Raw genomic sequence first — 19,088 nt, 5'->3', positions numbered from 1 at the left:
ATGGATTTCTCGGTCATCTCGGACAACCTGTCCTACCTGCTGCTCGGCGCCTACCCGGACGGCCCGCTCGGCGGAGCGGCGCTGACCCTGCTGCTGGCGTCGCTCTCCGGACTGGCTTCGGCGGTGCTCGGCCTGGTCCTCGGCGTGGCCCTCGCGGTGCTGCCCGGCAAGCCGCGCCTGCTGCTGGTGGCGCTGCTCGGCTTCTTCCGCGCGATCCCGGTGCTGATGCTGATCTTCTGGACCTACTTCCTGCTGCCGATCGTCTTCCATGTCGACGTACCGGCGCTGGCCACCGTGGTCTGCGCGCTGTCGCTGATCGGCGGCGCCTACCTCGCCCACTCGGTGTACGCCGGCATCCACAGCCTCCCCGCCGGGCAGTGGGCGGCCGCCCGCGCGCTCGGACTGCGGCCGTGGCAGGTATTGCGCCTGGTGATCCTGCCGCAGGCGCTGCCGGTGATGCTGCCGTCCTTCCTCAACCAGTGGGTGTCGCTGATCAAGGACACTTCCCTGGCCTACGTGATCGGCGTCGGCGAACTGTCCTTCGTCGCCACCCAGGTGAGCAACCGGGTGATGGTCCACCCGACGGAGATCTTCCTGTTCGTCGCCCTGCTCTACTTCCTGCTCTGCACCAGCCTCGACCTGGCCGCCGCTTTCCTCGCCCGCCGCCGGCGGGCCTGAGCGGCGGCCGGTGGCTCAGGCGTCGCCGCGCGCCCGCGCGTAGTCGACCAGGTCGCCGAGGTAATGCGGCGAGGCGCGCAGGACGCCATCGTCCCAGCCGTAGAGCACGCCCAGCGCCGACACCTCCATGGCCCACCAGCCCCAGGCGTAGGGGCCGGTCAGGCGGCGGGTCTTCTTCTGCGCCTTGGGGGAAAGCTGGAAGAACTCCCGGTACTGGCTTTGCAGGTAAGGCGCCAGCGCCTGGGCGTCGCTGCCGTCCGCCTCTTCGAAGAACGCCCGCAACTGCCCGAACGGCCGTGGATGGAAGGTTTCCTCGCTGGCGGAAGTCAGGCCGAGGGCGGCCGCGCCGAGATAGTCGAGCAGGCGGTCGGTATCGAACTGCAGGACCTCCTCGACCAGCGCCGGGATTAGCTCCTGGGCGTCGAGCAGCACGCCCATGGCGAGCAGTTGCAGCGCGAACGGGTACTGGCCGGTGCGCGGCGCCAGGGCCGGCGCCGTCTCGAAGTCGACCTCGCCCTGCTCGCGCAGGCTGTCGCGGGCGGCGCCGAGCAGCCGGCTGTAGTCCAGCCACAGCGCGGCGGTCTCCAGGTAGATGGAACGCAGTTCGGCGCCGGCCAGGCCCCGGTCGATGGCCTTGAGCAGCAGCGTACTGGCGTTTTCCGCGGCCTGGCCCCAGGCCCAGGCGTTTTCCAGGGCTGCGTGCCCTTGCGCGGCGAATGGCTGGCGATAGCCGTGGCTCCGGGAAAACCTGTCGAGCGCGGCGATCAGTTCGCGCCAGTCGGCTTTCCAGTCGGCGAGGTCGATGTTCCTTCGCGGCGCCCGGTCGGTGCGGGCCAGGTTGCGCCATAGCGGCAGGGCGTCGGCGAGTCGGTTGTCCAGGGTGAGGGGGAATGCGTGCATGGCGGCCTGTGGTGATCGCGGCCGTTTCCGGCCGATCCGTGCGATCCGGAGTGCGGCCGTCCAGGCCGCGTCCGGTATGGACGGCCGATGCTAGCGCAGCGCGACGCCCCTGCGAAAGGCCCGCCCTAGCGGCCCGTCGGCTGGTTCCGGTAGTAGCCGAGGAAGGCCTCCAGCGGCAGTGCCTTGCCGAAATGCCAGCCCTGGCCGAGGGCCTCGGGCGAGCGGCGCAGCACGTGGTCGGCCTGGGCCTGTGTCTCGATCCCTTCGACGACCACGCCGATCTCCAGGTGCTCGGCCATCGAGCAGAGCTTGTCGAAGATCAGTTCGACGGCGCTGCTGTCGCCGATGGACTGGGTGAAGACCTTGTCGATCTTGATCGCGTCGACCGGCAGGTTGGCCAGGTAGACCAGGTTCGAATGACCGGTGCCGAAATCGTCCACGTAGATCTTCAGGCCGAGTTCGCGCAGGCGGTTCATCCCGGCCAGCAGGCAGCCCTGGGCCTCGGTGGTGCGCTCGGTCAGTTCCAGCGCGACCTGTTCCGGGCGCACGCTTTCCCTGGCCATCTGGCGCATGGCGAAATCGATGAAACCGGGGTCGGCGATGTCCTTGCCGGTGACGTTGACACTGACGTAGAAGCTCCGCTGCTCCCTCAGCAACGGCCCGAGCTGCTTCAGGGCGCGGCGGAAGACGAAACGGGTCAGCAGTTCGATGTCGCCGCTCTCCTCCAGGGCGCCGATGAAGACATCCGGGGAAACCCGCCCCAGGCTGCTATCGGTCCAGCGCGCCAGGGCCTCGACCCCGGCGCAGCGGCCGCTGGCCAGGCGCACGATGGGCTGGTAGTGCACCTCCAGGGCCTCGCGCTTCAACGCGCGCAGCAGCCTGGCCGGCAGTTTTTCGTCGTTGAGGAAGCCGAACAGGTAGCTGAGCAGCAGCATGATGCCGAACAACAGCCCGCCGCCGATCGCCGCGGCCATGGCCGCGCGTCCGGGCTCGGTGCCAAGCAGGCCGCGTTCACGGAGAAGGGAGACCACGCAGATGTCCTGCGTCGGGTCGCACAGGCTTATCTGCCGGGCGCCGATGAAGCGCGGCCAGCCGGGCCGGCCGAGCGCCTCGAGGGGCTGGTCGTCGTCCCAGGCGAAACGGTGGTAGATGTAGTCGCCGCCGCGGCTGACGGCCGCCGCCGAGATGCCCGGGTCCGGGTGGTCGACATCGAAGTAGGCATGCGGGGCGATGAAGAGGATGGCGTTGCCGCGCCCGACCAGGCCGGAAGGCAGCATCTGCAGGGGCAAGGGCATGCCCTCCGACCAGAAGCGGGTGCCTCTGGCGTCGATCCGGTCGGGCGCAGCCAGCCCCCACGGCGATCGTAGCCGGCCGCGGACGCCGGTACAGACGATGCGATTGCCGCTGACCCGGCCGACGTCGCTCATGAAGCGCGATTCGAGCACGATGGAGCGCAGCGCCTCCAGGTCCTGGTCGCTGCAGGCCGCGGGGCCGCCGGCGTTCATCTCGTGGAGCATCTGCTCGGCCGCGGAGGAAATCTCCAGCGCCCGCTCCAGGGCCATTTCGGTGTAGGACGCCAGGTGCGCCCCGTCGTGCTGGCGATCCAGTTCGTTGATCACGAAGATCCCGCAGACACTGCCCACCAACGACGTGGTGAGCAGTATCGGCAGGATCCGCCGCCAGTTGATCCGACCCGCGGCAGCCGTTTCACGCTCGGACATACCTTCTTCCCGTCAAAAGAGTTCATGGAAAGCACGCCAGATTGCCGAACAGCTTCACGGGCCCTGTCGGGCCGTGCGCAGAACCTTTTCAGATTTGTCCCGATCGTGACAACGCTACCTTCGCCAGCGCCGTCCAGTCCGATTCCCCGTCGCCATGGGCGATGGCTTCGAGCAACACGTCGTGCAACAGGCTGGCCAGCGGCAGCGGCACGTTGTGGCGCTTGCCGGCGGACAGCGCCAGGTCGACGTCCTTCAACCCAAGGACCAGGCGGAACTTGGCCGGGGTGAAACGCTGCTCGACGATCTGCGGGCCGTAGTTGCGATAGACAGGCGCATCGAAAAGCGTCGAGGACATGAGTTCCATGAACCGGCCGGGCTCGACGCCCAGGCGCTTCACCAGGGCGACGCTTTCGCCCATGCTTTCGATGGCGCTGGCGATCATGAAGTTACCAGAGATCTTCACCGCCATTGCGCTGCGCGGGTCTTTTCCGAAAAACCATGTCTTCTGTCCCATAATTTCCAGCAGTGCCTTGACTTGCTCGATGGCTTCCTCCGGACCGCCGACGACGATGTTCAGCTTGCCGGCCTCGGCCACGTCGGTGCGGCCGAACACCGGCGCGGCGACGAACGCGATGCCCTGGCGCTGGTGTGCCTGGTCGAGCGCCTCGACGCAATCGAGCGACAGGGTCGACATGCTCAGGTGGATTAGACCCGGCCTCGCCCGTTCGAGCGCACCGCTGTCGAGCAGCACGGCGCGAATCGCCTGGTCGTCCGCCAGCATGCTGATGACCACGTCGAGGCCGAACAGCTCGCCGACCTCCTCCGCCCTGGTCGCGCCCAGCGCCACCAGCGGCTCGCAGGCCGCCGCGGAACGGTTCCACAGCGTCACTTCGAGCCCCGCCTGCACCAGGCGGGTGGCCATGGCGGCGCCCATGCCGCCCAGGCCCAGAAATCCGACTTTCATCCGTTTCACTCCTCGTGGGGTCTTTTAGGTTCCGGATCTACCGGAGACAGGCTGGCCGCTGGCAGTTCCTCGAGAAGGAACACCTGGCGGTCCGCCAGGAGATCGGCGACGGCATCGGCCATCGCCCTGTAGTGCGGCATCCGTCGGTGCCGCTCGATGGCGTCGCGGTCGGCCCAGCGTTCGACGAAGACGAAGCGCCCGGCCTCGTCGAGGCTCCGGTGCAGGACGTAGGACAGACAGCCGTCCTCGGCCCGCGACGGCTGCACGCAGGCCAGCAGCAGCCGCTCGACCTCCGCCGCCCTGCCCTCGCGCGCCTGCAACAGCGCTACCACGCGGATCGCCTGGTTCATGCGTCGGCTCCGACGCGCACCACCAGCTTGCCGAAATTGCGTCCCTGGAGCAGGCCGAAGAAGGCCTCGGGGGCATTCTCCAGGCCGTCGACCCGCTCTTCGCGGTACTGGATGAGGCCGTCGGCGAACCACTTCGACATGTCGCGCTGGAATTCATCGTAGCGATGGCCGTAGTCGTCGAAGATGATGAAGCCCTGCACCTTGATGCGCTTGCGCAGGATCGTGCCCATCAGCGCCGGCAAGCGGTCCGGCCCGGGCGGCAGGTCGGTGTCGTTGTAGTGGGCGACGATGCCGCAGACCGGGATCCGGGCCTTGGCGTTGAGCAGCGGAAAGACGGCGTCGAAGACCTTGCCGCCGACGTTCTCGTAATAGATGTCGATGCCGTCCGGGCAGGCCTCGGCCAGTCGTTCGGCGAAGTCCGCGGCATGGTGGTCGAGGCAGGCATCGAAGCCGAGCACCTGCACGGCGTGGCGGCATTTTTCCGCACCGCCGGCGACGCCGACCACCCGGCAGCCCTTGAGCTTGCCGATCTGTCCGACGGTGGCGCCGACCGGCCCGGTGGCGGCGCCCACCACCAGGGTCTCGCCGGCCTGGGGCTTGCCGATGTCGAGCAGGCCCATGTAGGCGGTGAAGCCGGGCATGCCGAGCAGGCCCAGGGCGTAGGACGGATGCTCCGGCGACTCGCCCAGGCGCGCCAGGCCGCTGCCGTCGGAAAGCGCGTAGTCCTGCCAGCCGTTGGCCGAGAGTACCCAGTCGCCGACCTTGAACCCGGGATGGTTCGAGGCTTCCACCCGGCTGACCGTGCCGCCGACCATGACCGCGCCGAGTTCCACCGGCGGCGCGTAGGACGGCGCGTCGCTCATCCGTCCGCGCATGTAGGGATCGAGCGACAGGTAGACGGTGCGCAGCAGCACCTGGCCCGCGCCGGGCTCAGGAAGCGGAACCTGCTCGATGCGGAAGTTATCCCGGGTCGGGGCGCCGTGGGGGCGCGAGGCGAGGACGATGCGGCGGTTGACCTGCGTGGATTGGGACATATCCAGACTCCTCTGTCTGACGCATGTGGCGAACGGTTCATACCGTGCGCCGGGCAAATTAGACCAGTCAACTACTGACGGGTCGAAAAAATACCCGCCTCTTGCGGGGCGGGTATTTCCTGGCGGTACCTCAGATTTCCAGCAGGCTGCGGGTGGTCTGCATGGCTGTTTCCAGCGGTCCCGGGCTGCGGTGTAGCTTGCTCAGCAGGCTCGCGCCGAGCCACAACTGGTACAGCGCGCTGGCCATGTGCCGGGCATCGCACGGCGCGAGGGAGCCGTCGTCGCGGCCCTGCCCGAGGCAGCCGACCAGGCGTTCGATGATCCCGTCGGAGCCGTCGCGCAGGGTGATGCGCATGCTTTCCGAAAGGTCCGCGACCTCGGCGCTGAGCTTGACCACCAGGCAGCGCTGCTCGTCGCAGGGCGGGCAGGCGTTGTCCAGCCACTTCTGCCAGTAGCTCATCAGCCGTTCGCGGGCATTCAGCCCTGGCGCGGAGAAGCGTTGGTCCATGTCCGCCAGGTAGACGCGGAAGTAGTCCTCCAGCAGGGCCTGGCCGAACTGTTCCTTGGATTTGAAGTAATGGTAGAACGAGCCCTTGGGAACGCCCGCGGTCTGCAGGATTTCGTTGAGGCCGACGCCGGAGAAGCCTTTGACCGCCATGATCCGGTATCCGGTGTCGAGCAGATGCTGGCGGGTGTCGTCGTAGCTGGTTTTCATGGGGCGCACGGTAGCCTGAATTAGACCAGTCGTCTAGAGGCGGTTCGGAGCCATGAGCATAGCGCCGACGGCAGGCTCGCCGCCCTCGGCAAGCGGGCGGAACGGACGCCGGACCGGCGCCCGCCCCGCTCCGCGGGTTTCCGCCAACCTGAGCTAGCAGGCCGCGACCGCCACCGCGGCGCGTTCCGGCTGGAAGCGCGCGGCGAGGAACGGCGCGATGTCCAGCGGCAGCGTCTCTTCGTGGACCAGCCGGTCGAGCAGCACCCCGGTGATCGCCGAGGTGAGGATGCCGGTGCGGAAATGCCCGCAGGCGTTCAGGTAGCCCTCCACCTCCGCCACCGGACCGAGAATCGGCAGTTCGTCCGGCGAGCCCGGGCGCAGGCCGGCCCAGGTGCGCTTGAGGTTGACCTGTTGCAGCTCCGGCACGCAACGCACCGCGCCCTGCACCAGGCCGGCGATTTCCGGGAAGGTGTTGCTGACGTCGAAGCCCTTGTCCTCGGTGGTGCTGCCGATCAGTATCTCGCCGTTGTCCTTCTGCGCCATGTAGCAGTCGCTGGTGGTCAGACAACCGTTCAGCAGTCGCGGCATGCGCTCGGTGAGGACGATCTGGCCCTTCACCGGTTTCACCGGGATGCGCCGGCCGGTGGCCATTTCGCTGAGTTCCGCGGCCCAGGCGCCGGCGGCGTTGATCAGGGTGCGGCAATGCAGTACCCCGGCATTGTCCGTGCGCACTCCGCTGATCCGCCGGCCCTGGCGCAGCACGCCGATGACGTTGCTTCCCAGCAACAGCTCGACGCCGTTCTGGCGCGCCGCCTCCAGGTAGGCGTCGGCCAGGCGGAACGGGCTGACCTGGTGGTCGCAGAGGAACTCCAGCGCGCCGTGGGCCGCGTGGCTGACCGCCGGCTCGGCACGACGCAGTTCCTCGCGGTCCAGCCAGCGTACCTGCTCGGCCAGATGCGGGATCTGCGCCACGATGTGCTCGGCGTACTGGCGATCCTCGTCGTCCTGGATCACGTATTTCAGGCCGGTGCGCTCGAACTTGAAGTCCATCCCGTGGCGTTCGATCAGTTCCCGATGCAGTTCCGGGTACAGCGCATTGGATTGCAGGGCGAGGTCGAAGAACGCCGGCGGCAGGATGTGCGGCGTGCTCGCGTCCACCGCCACCGCCGCGCCCTGGGCCTCGCGCCGGTTGCGGGAGGACATCATGCGGAAGAAGATCACCCCGCAGCCCAGCCCCACCGATTCGCCGATGGCCCAGAGACCGCCGGCCGAGGCGCGGGTGGCGTTGCCCGGTCGCTTGTCGTCGACCACGGCGATGCGCAGGTTGCCGCGCCTGGACAGTTGGTAGGCGCAGGACGCGCCGATCACGCCGCCGCCGGCAATCACGATGTCATAGGTTCTGTTCATGTTCAGGCTTCCGTACCGAGGTTCTGGAATGCGGAAAACGGGATCGGATCGATCGGGAAACGCGGTCGCAGCCAGCCGACGTCGTGGCGTCCGGTGGCGCGGCGCAGGCGATCGCTGCAGTAGCCGATGCACATCCGCCCCTGGCAGTCGCCCATGCCGGCGCGGGTGCGCATCTTCAGCCCGGCGATGTCCTGCACGCCCTGTTCGAGCGCGCGCTCGATGTCGCCACGGGTGACCTGTTCGCAGCGGCAGATCACCGTATCGGCCCGCGCCAGTTCGACCTGGCGGGCGCCGCGCTGGGTGTAGCGCTCGACTCCGGCGCGGAAGCGCTTGATCGCCTCCAGCCGGGCGAGATGGGATTCTCGGCGTTCGATGGCCTCGGCGGGCGCGATCGCCTCGCGTTGCAGGAGGATCGACAAGGCCGCGATGCGCCCGCCGATCATCGCCGCCTCGCCGCCGCGGATACCCGCCATGTCGCCGGCCAGGTGGATGTGCGGTTGGCTGCTCTGCTGCCAGACGTTGCATTCCGCGCGCAGGTATCCGTCGTCGCTGAAGCCGTGCTCCAGGCCCAACTGCTGGCTGAGCTGGGTGCGCGGGATGAAGCCATAGCCGACCGCCAGGGTGCTGGCCTTCACCGGTCGCGCGTTTTCCAGGTCGGGCCGCCACTCTTCGTCGTAGGGCGCTACCGTCACTTCCGTCAGTTCCCCCTCGCCGCTGGCCTCCACCACGCCCCAGCCATAGTGCAGCGGAATGCCGTTGAGCTTGAGATAGCCGAGCATGCTCAGGCCGTCGAGGAACAGTTGCGGCTTGTTCAGCAGCGCCAGGCTTTCCCTGGCCATGCGGCCGAACGCGCAGGCCTCGTAGACCCCGGCGACACGTACCCCGGCCGCATGCAGCTGGCAGGCCACCAGTGGCAGCAGCGGGCCGCTGCCGGCGATCAGGGTATCGCCCAGGGGCTTCACCACGCCGCTCTTGATCTGCAATTGCAGGCCGCCGAGGAGCATCACCCCGGGCAGGGTCCAGCCGGGGAACGGCACGCTGCGCTCATGGCAGCCGGTGGCCAGGAGCAGGTGCGAATACTCCACCTCGTGCAGCCGTTCCGCCTCGTCGAGGACCATCAGGCTCTGGCCGTCGCCGCCGACCACGCGGCTGTTCAGGTGCAGGTCGATGTGCCCGGCGCAGGCGGAGAAATCGCGCCGCAGTTTTTCCAGCATCCGGGTGTAGCGCGCGCCGAGGTAGGCCGGATCGACGCCGGCCCGCAAGGGGCCGCGATAGACCACCCCGCCGGGACGCGAGGCCTCGTCGAAGAGGACGCAGGGGACCCCGCGCCTGGCCAGCTCGATGGCTGCGGCCATGCCGGCCGAGCCGCCGCCGACGATCACCGGGCGCAGGTTCATGGCCGTTCCTCCCGGTCGAAGCGGTTGCTTTCGGTTTCCACCCGCATGCCCGGCCGGACGACGGTCTGGCAGGCGCGGCGCTTGGGCCGGCCGTCGATGGCGACCAGGCAGCAGTGGCATACGCCCATGCCGCAGAAGGCGCCGCTGGCCTGGCCATGGTCGTTGCGCGCGAGCCGGCGCAGGCCCACGGCATTGAGCACGTTGAGCACGGTCTCACCGGCAGCCGCCGCGACGGGCTGGCCATTGAGGTGGATGGTCATGTCTGCCCGCGAGAGGGGCTGGATATCGTGTTGACGTTCAAGAAGGTGCATTGCCCTTTCATCCGTGAGAGAGAGTCGGGAGCCGGCGACACTAGGAGTCGGGCCGGGCGCGGACATTGATCCATGACAGGTGGGTATCTTCCCCTGCCAATTCTGGTAGGTGGGGTGCAGGTGTTCGCGCGGAAAAGTCGAACCCGCGCCTACCCCAGGGTGCCAAGCAGCAAAGCCGGCTCACCCGTGGAGGCCCCATGTGGTTCTCCCTGAATTGCGCGCGGGGAATTCGAAGTTTCTTCCCGGCGTCGCAGTCATCTACCTAGCGCTCGCGCGGGCAGCGTGCGGAAAACAAAAAATTTGTCCGCGTTTTCTGATATCTCGCCGCTGCCCGGATTCTTATTCTCGACTCCTTCTTTGGCATATGCGGGAAAACGAACCATGCGTATCGACGGTCATCGTCAGGTGGTTTCTAACGCAACGGCACAGCCCGGACCGCTACTGCGCCCTGCGGATATGCAGGCACGGGCTCTACAGGACCTGTTCGATGCGCAGGGGGTGGGGGGTCCCGTGGAACATGCCTTGCGCATGCAGGCGGTGGCCAGGCAGACGAATACCGTCTTTGGCATTCGCCCGGTTGAAAGAATCGTCACTACGCTGATCGAAGAGGGTTTCCCGACCAAGGGCTTCTCGGTGAAGGGGAAAAGCTCGAACTGGGGTCCGCAGGCGGGGTTCATCTGTGTCGACCAGCATCTCAGCAAGCGGGAAAACCGCGACACGGCGGAAATACGCAAGCTGAACCTGGCTGTGGCGAAGGGAATGGATGGCGGAGCCTATACCCAGACCGACCTGCGGATCTCTCAGCAACGCCTTGCGGAGCTGGTGCGGAATTTCGGCCTGGTGGCAGACGGTGTCGGGCCGGTTCGCCTCCTGACCGCGCAGGGCCCCAGCGGTAAACGCTATGAGTTCGAGGCCCGCCAGGAGCCGGACGGTCTCTACAGGATCAGCCGCCTGGGGCGGTCGGAAGCGGTGCAGGTACTGGCCAGCCCGGCTTGCGGGCTGGCGATGACCGCCGATTATGACCTCTTCCTGGTAGCGCCCTCGATCGAGGCGCATGGCAATGGTGGTCTCGATGCAAGAAGGAATACCGCGGTCAGATACACCCCCCTCGGTGCAAAGGATCCCCTGAGCGAGGACGGATTCTATGGCAGGGAGGATATGGCCAGGGGAAACATCACTCCGCGCACGCGGCAGCTGGTGGACGCCCTTAATGACTGCCTGGGCCGGGGGGAGCACAGGGAGATGTTTCACCACAGCGACGATGCGGGCAACCCAGGCTCCCATATGGGTGACAACTTCCCGGCCACCTTCTACCTTCCCCGGGCCATGGAGCATCGGGTCGGAGAAGAGTCCGTTCGCTTCGACGAGGTCTGCGTGGTGGCGGATCGGAAGAGCTTTTCCTTGCTGGTCGAGTGCATCAAGGGCAACGGCTATCACTTCACCGCCCATCCCGACTGGAACGTGCCGCTGCGGCCCAGCTTCCAGGAGGCGCTCGACTTTTTCCAACGTAAGGTCTGATGCGCGAAGGTCGTTGGCAAAGCCCGCTTTCCCCGGCGGCATGGGCATCCTGCCGCCTGTCCAAGGCCTTCCGCTTGCCGGAATATGCTGGGCGGCGCGGGGAAGCTAGGAATGGATACTCCACTGGCAGGCGGAAGCGGGTATAGGCGAATCGTCCACCGTATGGATCAGTCCGCAAGCCAGGGCGTCTTCCGGACCGAGGATGCGCGGATAGGCCATCAGGTAGCTCGGGATGTCCAGGCGTTCCGGCGCATCACGGGTGTTCTCGGCGACGATCCGGGCGTAAAGCTCCAGGTCGTAGTCGAGGCTCATCGCATATTCCGCCATCCGCGCATGGTCCACCGCGCCATGCAGGGTCCAGTGGAAAGGATGGAACAGGAACTTGCTGTGGGCACTGGCGCTGCGTCGCTCGCCGGCGAGGAACAGGATGTTGCCCATCGACTCGACGGTACCCAGGTTGTGGGTATGTATCGGCACCGGCAGCGCGCGCAGGAAGTTGTACAGGGTAAAGCCGTAGCTGCATTCCCCGCCCATGGTGGCGATGTTGATCCGCAACTCCTCGGCCTCCTGTTGCAGGACCTTGGCGCAAGTGTTGATCAGATTGCCGCAGGTGGACGAATTGATCGGCCCGGTGAAATGGATGATGTGCTGCTTGGACATGCTCGCCTCTCTTTCCGTATCGGTTCCTCGACGGTCTGCACGGGTTTCCCTACAGAGGATTGTCGCGCCTGCGCCGCGAGCCATCGGCGCGACGAATGGCAGTGCCGGCCAGGAACCAGGCACGATGAGCACGCGGCTGCCTTACGCAGGGAGGCTTCAGGCGTCGCGCTGTCGTTCCTCGCAGGCGCATTCGCGGGCTTCTTCGCTGGCTACGCCCTGCGGCGTATCTCCATCCCGCTCACCCATCCGCTGGTAGCGCTCACGCAGTTCGCGCAAGGTGTCGGCGTCCAGGTCGTCGAGTCCGAGCAGCGCGTTGTGGGCGCGCCGGGTGCTGCGCAGCAGTTCGTCGATCTTGATGTGCAGCGCATCGGTATCGCGGTTCTGGGTGTTCTGGATGAGGAAGACCATGAGGAAGGTAACGATGGTGGTCGAGGTATTGATCACCAGTTGCCAGGTATCGTTGAAGTCGAAGAACGGCCCGCTGATCGCCCATGCCAGGATCAATCCGAGGGCGATGACGAAGGTCGGCGGCCGGCCGCTCCAGTTGGACAGGCGTTGGGCGAATCGGGAAAAGCTCATGGTGGCGAACCCCCTGTGACGTTCTCCCTACTCCTGACCGCGGATTGACATCGGCGCTCCAGCGGCCGGACGGAATGACCGGCCGCCTTCGTGGGCGCGCTTGCCGGCCGGACCGGCCAAGGCCGGCTGGAGATTCTCCTCCAGCAGTTCTTCCACCAGCCGGCGCAGCGCCACGTGCCGTTCCTGGCCCGCTGCGCGCAATGTCTGGTAGCGCCGCAACTGGCGACTGGCGGAGGTCTCTCCGAGCAATCCACGGGCATGCTCGTAGGCCCATTCGTTGCCCTGGCGGGCCTGCGGCCGGCACTGTCGCCAGGCCATTTCCAGCCAGTCCCCGGCACCTACGCAGCGGCCGTCGACGAGATAGCGGCCGGCGCAACCGTAACGCAGCGCCTGCCAATAGTTTTCCTCCAGGCAGGCGTCGCGCGCGACCGGCAACGCACGCGGGCCCGCGCCTAGCGCTTCGCCCACCAGCGCCCTGAACAGCCCGGCCAGGCTCAGCGCGTCGGCTAGGCGCGGGCAGGCGTCGCAGATACGCAGCTCCAGGGTCGGCACATGGGAAGACGGCCGGATCATCCACCAGACCTGGCCATCCTCGCGGATGCAGCCGGCCTCGCGTAGCAGCGCCAGGTGGCGGCGATAGGCGTCCTCGTCGGGCAAGGCCGGAGGAATGTTCATCCTCGGCCACTCGCCGCAGAGTGCCCGTCGATAGCTCGCCAGACCGCTGCGCCGGCCGCCGCGGAACGGCGAGGATGCGCTCAACGCCAGCAGCAGCGGCAGCCACGGCAACACGCGCTGGAGCACGGCCATGCGGTCGTGGCTCGGCGGTATCTCCACATGCACGTGCAGGCCGCAGACCAGGCTGCGCCGGGCCACCCGCCCCTGGTCCTCGAACAGGCGGGCGAAGTGCGCCGCCGGATTGCTTCGCGCCCGCCGCCAGTCGGCGAAGGGGTGGGTGCCGACGCAGAGCGAGCGCAGGCCGAATTCCATGGCCAGATGCGCCAGGCGTTGCCGGGCCTGACCGTGGAAGCGCGCGGCCTCGGCCAGGGTGGAGAACACCGGGCTGGCCACCTCGACCTGGCATTCGAACATCTCCTCGGCGAAATGCTCGCCGAGCGTGTCACGGCAGGCCCCGACGAATCCGGCGGGTGCGGAGCGGACGATGTCCAGGTCGGAGGCATCGAGCAGGAAGAATTCTTCCTCGATGCCGAAGCGAAGGCCGCTGGCGGCCAGGTCGTGGGTCATCGGCGCAGCTCCCGGGGTTTGTCTCGGGAAGACGCCGGAGTGCCGTCGAGGTTCGTTTTTTCCGCCGTGAGGTTCCTCGGCGCGCCACCGATCCTGCCAGTGAAACCTTTTTCCCCTGGGATCACTCGCACCCATATGTGTGGTCGCCCCGGCCGCCCCCGCAAACCCACGACAAGGAACGCGACATGAGCCTGTCTTCGCCCCTCCCTGCCTCCAGTGCAAGCCCTTCGCCCAGGGTCCGCGACCTGTACCACGCCCTGCTCGACGAGCCCCGCGAGCACCTCGAAGCCGCCGGCGAGTTCCTCGACCAGCAATTGAGCCTGGCCGCCACCCATGACGACGACCTGCCGGAGGACCCCGCCGATTGGCCGGCCTGGCTCGACGCCGGGGCCCGGCGCACCGCCGAGGCGCATGCCGAATACCTCCGGGCACGTCGGCGCGGCGAAGGGCGACGCTACTTCCAGGTTCCCTCCCAGGCGATGCACTTCATTCGCAGCGTGGCCCCGACCAAGCTGGTCGACGGCGCCTGGCTCTATGGGCTGTTGCCGCATCATGGCGAGGAACGCCTGCGGCCGCTGCTGGAGACCTTCCTCGAAGAACTCGGCGACGGCGTCCCGGCACGCAACCACGTCCTGCTCTACCGGCGCCTGCTGGCCAGCATCGGCAGCGAGGAAGTCGAAGGCCTCAGCGACCTCCACTACCTGCAGGGCACCCAGCAACTCGCCCTCGGCCACCTCGCCGCGGACTACCTGCCCGAAGTGATCGGCTACAACCTCGGCTACGAGCAACCGCCGCTGCACCTGTTGATCACCACTCAGGAGCTGCGCGAGCTGGGCTTCGACCCCTACTACTTCCAGTTGCACGTGACCATCGACAACGCCGCCAGCGGGCATGCGCGCAAGGCCCTGCGCGCGCTCTACGACAACCTGCCGCAGCTTGGCGGGCGCGCGGCCTTCCTCGAACGGGTGAGGAACGGCTACCGCCTGAACGAGGTCGGCCTGAGCACCGAGCAGGTGATCGACGGCTTCGATCTCGAGGAAGAATTGCTGGCCATGTTCGAGCGCAAGCGCCCCTACGCCGCCGGGATGCATTCGGATCGTTGCCGGATCGGCGGGCGCACGGTGAACCAGTGGCTGGCGGTGCCTGGGCGGTTCCCGGCGTTTCTCGCCTGCCTGGAGGAAGAGGGCTGGATCCGGCGCCATGCCGATCCGCGCGGCAGCCGCTTCTGGAACCTGATCGAGGGCGACCGGGCGGCAATGTTCGGAGTCTTCACTCCCTACGAGCGGCAGTTGCTGTACGACTGGATCGCTGGCGACTGGCAAGCACCCGCTCCGGCGGACAGGGACCCGCTTGCACCGCTGGCGGAGCCGGCGACGGCGGGCGGAGACGTGGACGCCGAGCAGGTCGCGCTGCGGCGCGAGCTGCTGCGGCTATCCTCCGAGCAGGGCGTGGCACGCCTTCTCGAACTGATGGCCCCGCACCTCCACCACGGGCCCGCCGGTCTCCTTGCCACGCGGATGTTCAGCCAGCGCTGGAGGGCCGCCCATGCCCAGCCTGCATGATCCGCGCCTGGACGTCCTGGTCAGCCTCGGCAACTGGTTGCGAGGCCAGGACTACCGTTTCGTCACCGTCACCCCGGCTACCCATGAGCGCGTCAACGCCCGCCCGGAAAACCGCATGGCCCGGGACCTGGCCGGCATCTTCGGCTGGAGCCGGGCATTCGCCGGGGAAAGCCTGCCGGCCGACTGGCTGACCCTTCTTGCCGGCGCCGACCTGATCCGCCGCGAGGCGGACGGCTGGCGCAGCCAGGTGCGCGTCTCCAGCCTCGGCGAGCAACTGTTCGTCCATTCGGCCTTCCCTACCCTGGCCGCCGACGCGGTGTTCTTCGGCCCCGACACCTACCGCTTCGACCGGCTGATCCGCAGCCACCTGGCATCGTCCGATCCGGCACGCATCCGCCGTGCGGCGGATATCGGCTGCGGCGCCGGCCCCGGCGCGATCCGCATCGCCATGGCCTGCCCGGACGCCGAAGTACACGGGCTGGATATCAATCCGGCGGCGCTCGACCTGGCGCGGGTCAACGCGGCGCTGGCGGGGGTCGGTAACCTGACCCTGGCGCGTAGCGACCTGCTGAGCCAGGCGCCCGGTCGCTTCGACCTGATCGTGGCCAACCCGCCCTATCTCCTGGATGCCTCGGAGCGCGCCTACCGGCATGGTGGCGGGATGCTCGGCGCCGGGCTCTCGCTGGCAATCGTCGATGCCGCCCTCGAGCGCCTGGAAGCCGGCGGCAGCCTGCTGTTGTATACCGGGGTGGCGATGGTCGAAGGCGGCGATCCGTTCCTCGCCCGCATCCGCGAACGCCTGGCGTCTCGGGAGTGGGACTGGGACTACCAGGAACTGGACCCGGACGTGTTCGCCGAAGAGTTGGACAGCCCCGCCTACCGCGAAGCCGAGCGGATCGCCGTGGTCGGCCTGCGGGTCACTCGTCCCGCCTGAGGCGCTCCAGGCCTTCCACCAGATCCTCGTTCAGGCGCTGCCAGCGCTCGGCCACCTCGGCCTCGGCCGGAATCACCGCGAGGACCTCGCCATCCACCCACTCCCAGGGCAGGCACAGGCGTTCCGCCTCGGCCCGGCTGGCGGCGCGCACGGTGCGGGCGAAACGCCGCCAGCCGCGCATGTGCTGGATTTCGTAGGTGGTCATGGGCTCCTCCGGAAGACAGGGACGTTTGTCTTTCGGCGCTCCCCGCGTCTTCCGGTTCAAGGCCCTGGATGGGCGGTCGCGGACCGCCCGGCACGCCACCTGAACCCCCTCGCGCCGGGCCGGTCCAGACTCCTGAACGCCACAGAAAAGAGGTGCCCGTCATGACCCGCGAAATGGCTCGGCTACTGATCAGTCCCTCCAATGCCTGGCCTCGTCTGCGCCAGGACTACGACCATCACCCTTTCGCCTTCCTCGTTCCGCTGTTGCTATTGCCGCTGCTGCCGGCGGCCTGCCTGTTCATCGGCACTACCCAGGTCGGCTGGTCGCTGCCGGGCAACGACAGCGTGCAACACCTCTCCAGCGGCAGCGCCCTGCTGCTGGCGACGATGTGTTACCTGGGCTTCGTCGCCGGCGTGGTGATCATGGGCTTCTTCGTACGCTGGGTGCTGTTCCGCACGCCGTCGCGCCCCAGCGTACCGGGCAGCCTGACCTTCACCACGGCGATCGCCGTGCCCTTGATGCTCGCCGGGATCGTCGCCCTGGTGCCCTGGCGGATCCTCCTGCTGCTGGCCGCGGCGGCTGCCTGCGCCTACTCGGTACGCCTGCTGTTCACCGGCCTGCCGCTGTTCATGCGCATGCAGGAGCGGCAGACATTGTTCTACGCCTTCTGCATCCTCGGCGTCGGCTTCCTGACCCTGCTGACCACCGCCTTCATCTTCATCGAGTTCTGGGGGCAAAGCCTGGCCGGCAGCGGCGAGTACCTGCGCTGAGGCTCAGCCGGCCTTCAGCGTGCCGGTCAGGAACAGGTACAACTCTTCCTGGCCGAACGGCTTGGCCAGCTTGGGCAACTGTGCCGCCGCGCCTTCGATCTTTTCCGCGAAGCCGGTGGCCAGGGCCATCTTCAGCGGCCGGCCCTGGGCCATGACCCGCTCCACCAACTGGCTGCCGTTCATCCGTGGCATCGCCTGGTCGGTCAGGAGGATGTCCAGCTCCGGCGTCGCCGTGAGAATCTCCAGGGCCAGGCTGCCGGAGTCGGCCTTGAGTACCGAGCAACCGAGGTCCTCCAGCATCGCCGCGGTGTTGTTCAACACCAGCGGATCGTCGTCCACCACCAGTACTCGACAGGACAAGCGCACCCGCTCGCTTTCGCTGGGCGCCTGCGGCGTCGCGCCATTGCCCGTACGGGCGCTTTCCGGGGTTCGCGGAACGGCGGGTATCCAGATGTTCGCGGTGGTGCCGACGCCCGGCTGGCTCTCCAGGGTGAGCCGGCCGCCGAGCTGCTCGGCGAGGCCGTCGACGATCGACAGGCCCAGCCCGGTGCCACGCCCCACCCCCTTGGTGGTGTAGAAGGGTTCCACCGCACGGCGCAGGGTTTCCTCGTCCATGCCGCTGCCGGTGTCGCTGATGCTCAGGCAGATATAGTTGCCCGGTGCGAGGCGATGGGGATTGTCCGCCGGCACCCGCTGGTTGCTCGCGGAAAAGACGATGCGCCCGCCGTTGGGCATGGCGTCGCGGGCGTTGGTGGCAAGGTTGATGATGGACAGTTCGAGCTGGTTGGCGTCGGTCAGGCCGAGGTCGAGATCCAGGGGAAAGCGCGTCTCGATCGATACGCTCGGTCCCAGGGAATGGATCAGCAGGTCGGTCATCCCGCGCAGCAGGTCGGGGATCGCGCAGGGCTGCGGATCGAGACGCTGCTTGCGGGCGAAGGAAAGCATCCGCTGGGTCAGGTTGGCGCCGCGCTGGGCGGCCTCCAGGGCGTTCTGCAAGAGGTCGGCGGTGCGCTGGTCGCCGGGCAGGCGTTTCTTCAGCAGCCCGAGGCTGCCGATGATCACCGTCAGCAGGTTGTTGAAGTCGTGGGCCACGCCGCCGGTGAGGTGCCCCAGGGACTCCATCTTCTGGGCCTGGAACAGCTCCTGGCGGGCCCGTTCCAGTTCGCGTTCGGCTTCGATCCGGTGGGTGATGTCACGGGTTACCTTGGCGAAGCCGATCAGCCGGCCATCGCTGTCGCGGATCGGATCGATCACCACGTTGGCCCAGAAGCGACTGCCGTCCTTGCGCACCCGCCAGCCTTCCTTCTCGAAACGCCCTTCGCGTTCGGCGGCGGCCAGGCCGCGGGCCGGTTCGCCGGCCTCGCGGTCTTCGGGGGTGTAGAAGCAGGAGAAGTGCCGGCCGATCACCTCTTCCGGCAGGTAGCCCTTGATCCGCTGGGCGCCGAGGTTCCAGTTGGTGATCCGCCCGCGGTGGTCGAGCATGTAGATGGCGTAGTCGGTAACGCTCTGCACCAGCAGGCGGAACTGCTCCTGGCTGCGCCGCAGCGCCTCCTTGGCCGCGCGCCCTTCGCTGAGGTCGTGGATCAGCTGGGCGAAGCCGAGCAACTGGCCCTGGCTGTCGCGGATGGCGTCGATCACCACCTGCGCCCAGAAGCGCTTGCCGTTGCTGCGCACCCGCCAGCCCTCGGTCTCGAAGCGGCCCTCGGCATCCGCCTGGCGCAGCGCCTGTTGCGGAACGCCGGCGTCGCGGTCCTTGCGGGTATGAAAGCAGGCGTAGTCGCGGCCGAGGATCTCGCTCGCGTCGTGGCCGAACAGGCGCGCCGCGCCGGCGCTCCAGCTGGCGATACGGCCAGCGCTGTCCAGCGTGTGGATCGCGTAGTCGTCGACCGCTTCGTCGAGCAGGCGGTTGCGCGTGGCCTGGTTCAAGGGGACTTTCGGTTTTCTTGTGGTTTTCATGGACGTGTTCACTCGTCGGCTGCTCGACCCGGGCTGCAAGGCACACCCAGCAAGGTAGTACGAAGAACGTCTTCCGGCCGCTCGCTGGCTCGCCCCAGGAACTTGGCCGACCTTTCGGAAGACCCCGGCGCGGCCGGCGAATTCCATTCGCCGGAACCTTGTGCGGAGTATGGCTTTCGATATGC

19 protein-coding genes are annotated in these 19,088 nt (G+C 67.7%); 5 read left to right on the top strand and 14 right to left on the bottom strand.

Annotation, left to right across the window (positions count from 1 at the left end; genetic code table 11):
* The gene (locus tag HMPREF2914_RS11660) at positions 1-678 is read left to right on the top strand and encodes an amino acid ABC transporter permease (RefSeq protein WP_003113694.1); all 678 of its coding nucleotides are present in this window, start codon (positions 1-3) and stop codon (positions 676-678) included.
* A 15-nt stretch (positions 679-693) separates the two neighbouring features.
* Here the strand turns inward: HMPREF2914_RS11660 and HMPREF2914_RS11655 are convergent, their stop codons facing one another.
* From HMPREF2914_RS11655 to hcnA, 9 genes are all read right to left on the bottom strand, one after another.
* Positions 694-1,578 carry a DUF1911 domain-containing protein gene (locus HMPREF2914_RS11655; RefSeq protein ID WP_023091836.1) on the bottom strand — a complete coding sequence of 295 codons (885 nt, stop codon included), beginning with the start codon at positions 1,576-1,578 and terminating at the stop codon, positions 694-696.
* Between the two features lie 125 nt (positions 1,579-1,703).
* Complete coding sequence (locus tag HMPREF2914_RS11650) at positions 1,704-3,299, bottom strand: EAL domain-containing protein (protein WP_023091837.1); 1,596 nt, start codon at positions 3,297-3,299, stop codon at positions 1,704-1,706.
* Between the two features lie 88 nt (positions 3,300-3,387).
* Positions 3,388-4,263 (bottom strand): NAD(P)-dependent oxidoreductase, encoded by an 876-nt coding sequence (locus HMPREF2914_RS11645; protein WP_023091838.1) that lies wholly within the window; start codon positions 4,261-4,263, stop codon positions 3,388-3,390.
* 5 nt (positions 4,264-4,268) lie between these two features.
* A complete protein-coding gene (locus HMPREF2914_RS11640; protein WP_023091839.1) occupies positions 4,269-4,613 on the bottom strand; it encodes a putative quinol monooxygenase in 345 nt (114 codons plus the stop codon).
* On the bottom strand, positions 4,610-5,647 hold the full coding sequence (locus tag HMPREF2914_RS11635; protein ID WP_003132100.1) for an NADP-dependent oxidoreductase: 1,038 nt from the start codon (positions 5,645-5,647) through the stop codon (positions 4,610-4,612). Before HMPREF2914_RS11635 ends, HMPREF2914_RS11640 begins: the two co-directional genes overlap by 4 nt.
* A 130-nt stretch (positions 5,648-5,777) precedes the next feature.
* Positions 5,778-6,362: a TetR/AcrR family transcriptional regulator gene (locus tag HMPREF2914_RS11630; protein ID WP_003124682.1), complete on the bottom strand. Its 585-nt coding sequence runs from the start codon at positions 6,360-6,362 to the stop codon at positions 5,778-5,780.
* Positions 6,363-6,515: 153 nt separating this feature from the next.
* On the bottom strand, positions 6,516-7,769 hold the full coding sequence (gene hcnC / locus HMPREF2914_RS11625; protein WP_023091840.1) for a cyanide-forming glycine dehydrogenase subunit HcnC: 1,254 nt from the start codon (positions 7,767-7,769) through the stop codon (positions 6,516-6,518).
* Between the two features lie 2 nt (positions 7,770-7,771).
* Positions 7,772-9,166, bottom strand: coding sequence for a cyanide-forming glycine dehydrogenase subunit HcnB (gene hcnB / locus HMPREF2914_RS11620; protein WP_023091841.1), 1,395 nt, complete (start codon positions 9,164-9,166; stop codon positions 7,772-7,774).
* Positions 9,163-9,477, bottom strand: a complete 315-nt coding sequence (gene hcnA, locus HMPREF2914_RS11615) for a cyanide-forming glycine dehydrogenase subunit HcnA (RefSeq protein ID WP_003089025.1) — start codon at positions 9,475-9,477, stop codon at positions 9,163-9,165. Before hcnA ends, hcnB begins: the two co-directional genes overlap by 4 nt.
* 381 nt (positions 9,478-9,858) lie before the next feature.
* Here hcnA and exoY point away from each other — a divergent pair, with 381 nt between their 5' ends.
* Complete coding sequence (gene exoY, locus HMPREF2914_RS11610; protein ID WP_023091842.1) at positions 9,859-10,995, top strand: type III secretion system adenylate cyclase effector ExoY; 1,137 nt, start codon at positions 9,859-9,861, stop codon at positions 10,993-10,995.
* Between the two features lie 105 nt (positions 10,996-11,100).
* Here exoY and HMPREF2914_RS11605 read toward each other — a convergent pair whose 3' ends face one another.
* From HMPREF2914_RS11605 to HMPREF2914_RS11595, 3 genes are all read right to left on the bottom strand, one after another.
* The gene (locus HMPREF2914_RS11605) at positions 11,101-11,655 is read right to left on the bottom strand and encodes a ClpP family protease (protein ID WP_003089015.1); all 555 of its coding nucleotides are present in this window, start codon (positions 11,653-11,655) and stop codon (positions 11,101-11,103) included.
* A gap of 156 nt (positions 11,656-11,811) precedes the next feature.
* Positions 11,812-12,234, bottom strand: a complete 423-nt coding sequence (locus tag HMPREF2914_RS11600; protein ID WP_003089012.1) for a low affinity iron permease family protein — start codon at positions 12,232-12,234, stop codon at positions 11,812-11,814.
* A gap of 27 nt (positions 12,235-12,261) precedes the next feature.
* On the bottom strand, positions 12,262-13,476 hold the full coding sequence (locus tag HMPREF2914_RS11595; RefSeq protein ID WP_022580084.1) for a carboxylate-amine ligase: 1,215 nt from the start codon (positions 13,474-13,476) through the stop codon (positions 12,262-12,264).
* Positions 13,477-13,661: 185 nt separating this feature from the next.
* Here HMPREF2914_RS11595 and HMPREF2914_RS11590 point away from each other — a divergent pair, with 185 nt between their 5' ends.
* Positions 13,662-15,038 (top strand): iron-containing redox enzyme family protein, encoded by a 1,377-nt coding sequence (locus tag HMPREF2914_RS11590; protein WP_023091843.1) that lies wholly within the window; start codon positions 13,662-13,664, stop codon positions 15,036-15,038.
* Positions 15,022-15,972: a methyltransferase gene (locus HMPREF2914_RS11585; protein WP_003144272.1), complete on the top strand. Its 951-nt coding sequence runs from the start codon at positions 15,022-15,024 to the stop codon at positions 15,970-15,972. The genes HMPREF2914_RS11590 and HMPREF2914_RS11585 overlap by 17 nt, the downstream gene beginning before the upstream one ends.
* On the opposite strand, the gene HMPREF2914_RS11580 is transcribed toward HMPREF2914_RS11585, so the two are convergent.
* Positions 15,956-16,177 (bottom strand): hypothetical protein, encoded by a 222-nt coding sequence (locus tag HMPREF2914_RS11580; protein WP_009876384.1) that lies wholly within the window; start codon positions 16,175-16,177, stop codon positions 15,956-15,958. The two genes, HMPREF2914_RS11585 and HMPREF2914_RS11580, sit on opposite strands and share 17 nt — an antisense overlap.
* A gap of 161 nt (positions 16,178-16,338) precedes the next feature.
* Here HMPREF2914_RS11580 and HMPREF2914_RS11575 point away from each other — a divergent pair, with 161 nt between their 5' ends.
* A complete protein-coding gene (locus tag HMPREF2914_RS11575) occupies positions 16,339-16,947 on the top strand; it encodes a Yip1 family protein (RefSeq protein WP_003123473.1) in 609 nt (202 codons plus the stop codon).
* A 3-nt stretch (positions 16,948-16,950) separates the two neighbouring features.
* Here HMPREF2914_RS11575 and HMPREF2914_RS11570 read toward each other — a convergent pair whose 3' ends face one another.
* Positions 16,951-18,903 (bottom strand): hybrid sensor histidine kinase/response regulator, encoded by a 1,953-nt coding sequence (locus HMPREF2914_RS11570; protein ID WP_003162797.1) that lies wholly within the window; start codon positions 18,901-18,903, stop codon positions 16,951-16,953.
* Between the last annotated feature and the right edge of the window lie 185 nt (positions 18,904-19,088).

This window comes from Pseudomonas sp. HMSC067G02 (genome assembly GCF_001813485.1).
GTDB lineage: Bacteria > Pseudomonadota > Gammaproteobacteria > Pseudomonadales > Pseudomonadaceae > Pseudomonas > Pseudomonas aeruginosa.
The sequence above is the reverse complement of the archived record's forward strand: the minus strand, read 5'-3'. Positions and strand labels throughout refer to the sequence as shown.

What these genes read in the sequence shown, in the direction of transcription:
- HMPREF2914_RS11655 (WP_023091836.1), bottom strand. Translation starts at nt 1,578, where the DNA reads ATGCACGCATTCCCCCTCACCCTGGACAACCGACTCGCCGACGCCCTG.
- HMPREF2914_RS11630 (WP_003124682.1), bottom strand. Translation starts at nt 6,362, where the DNA reads ATGAAAACCAGCTACGACGACACCCGCCAGCATCTGCTCGACACCGGA.
- HMPREF2914_RS11660 (WP_003113694.1), top strand. Translation starts at nt 1, where the DNA reads ATGGATTTCTCGGTCATCTCGGACAACCTGTCCTACCTGCTGCTCGGC.
- HMPREF2914_RS11590 (WP_023091843.1), top strand. Translation starts at nt 13,662, where the DNA reads ATGAGCCTGTCTTCGCCCCTCCCTGCCTCCAGTGCAAGCCCTTCGCCC.
- HMPREF2914_RS11650 (WP_023091837.1), bottom strand. Translation starts at nt 3,299, where the DNA reads ATGTCCGAGCGTGAAACGGCTGCCGCGGGTCGGATCAACTGGCGGCGG.
- hcnC (WP_023091840.1), bottom strand. Translation starts at nt 7,769, where the DNA reads ATGAACAGAACCTATGACATCGTGATTGCCGGCGGCGGCGTGATCGGC.
- HMPREF2914_RS11575 (WP_003123473.1), top strand. Translation starts at nt 16,339, where the DNA reads ATGACCCGCGAAATGGCTCGGCTACTGATCAGTCCCTCCAATGCCTGG.
- HMPREF2914_RS11605 (WP_003089015.1), bottom strand. Translation starts at nt 11,655, where the DNA reads ATGTCCAAGCAGCACATCATCCATTTCACCGGGCCGATCAATTCGTCC.
- HMPREF2914_RS11640 (WP_023091839.1), bottom strand. Translation starts at nt 4,613, where the DNA reads ATGAACCAGGCGATCCGCGTGGTAGCGCTGTTGCAGGCGCGCGAGGGC.
- HMPREF2914_RS11595 (WP_022580084.1), bottom strand. Translation starts at nt 13,476, where the DNA reads ATGACCCACGACCTGGCCGCCAGCGGCCTTCGCTTCGGCATCGAGGAA.
- hcnB (WP_023091841.1), bottom strand. Translation starts at nt 9,166, where the DNA reads ATGAACCTGCGCCCGGTGATCGTCGGCGGCGGCTCGGCCGGCATGGCC.
- HMPREF2914_RS11570 (WP_003162797.1), bottom strand. Translation starts at nt 18,903, where the DNA reads ATGAAAACCACAAGAAAACCGAAAGTCCCCTTGAACCAGGCCACGCGC.
- HMPREF2914_RS11580 (WP_009876384.1), bottom strand. Translation starts at nt 16,177, where the DNA reads ATGACCACCTACGAAATCCAGCACATGCGCGGCTGGCGGCGTTTCGCC.
- HMPREF2914_RS11645 (WP_023091838.1), bottom strand. Translation starts at nt 4,263, where the DNA reads ATGAAAGTCGGATTTCTGGGCCTGGGCGGCATGGGCGCCGCCATGGCC.
- HMPREF2914_RS11600 (WP_003089012.1), bottom strand. Translation starts at nt 12,234, where the DNA reads ATGAGCTTTTCCCGATTCGCCCAACGCCTGTCCAACTGGAGCGGCCGG.
- HMPREF2914_RS11585 (WP_003144272.1), top strand. Translation starts at nt 15,022, where the DNA reads ATGCCCAGCCTGCATGATCCGCGCCTGGACGTCCTGGTCAGCCTCGGC.
- exoY (WP_023091842.1), top strand. Translation starts at nt 9,859, where the DNA reads ATGCGTATCGACGGTCATCGTCAGGTGGTTTCTAACGCAACGGCACAG.
- hcnA (WP_003089025.1), bottom strand. Translation starts at nt 9,477, where the DNA reads ATGCACCTTCTTGAACGTCAACACGATATCCAGCCCCTCTCGCGGGCA.
- HMPREF2914_RS11635 (WP_003132100.1), bottom strand. Translation starts at nt 5,647, where the DNA reads ATGTCCCAATCCACGCAGGTCAACCGCCGCATCGTCCTCGCCTCGCGC.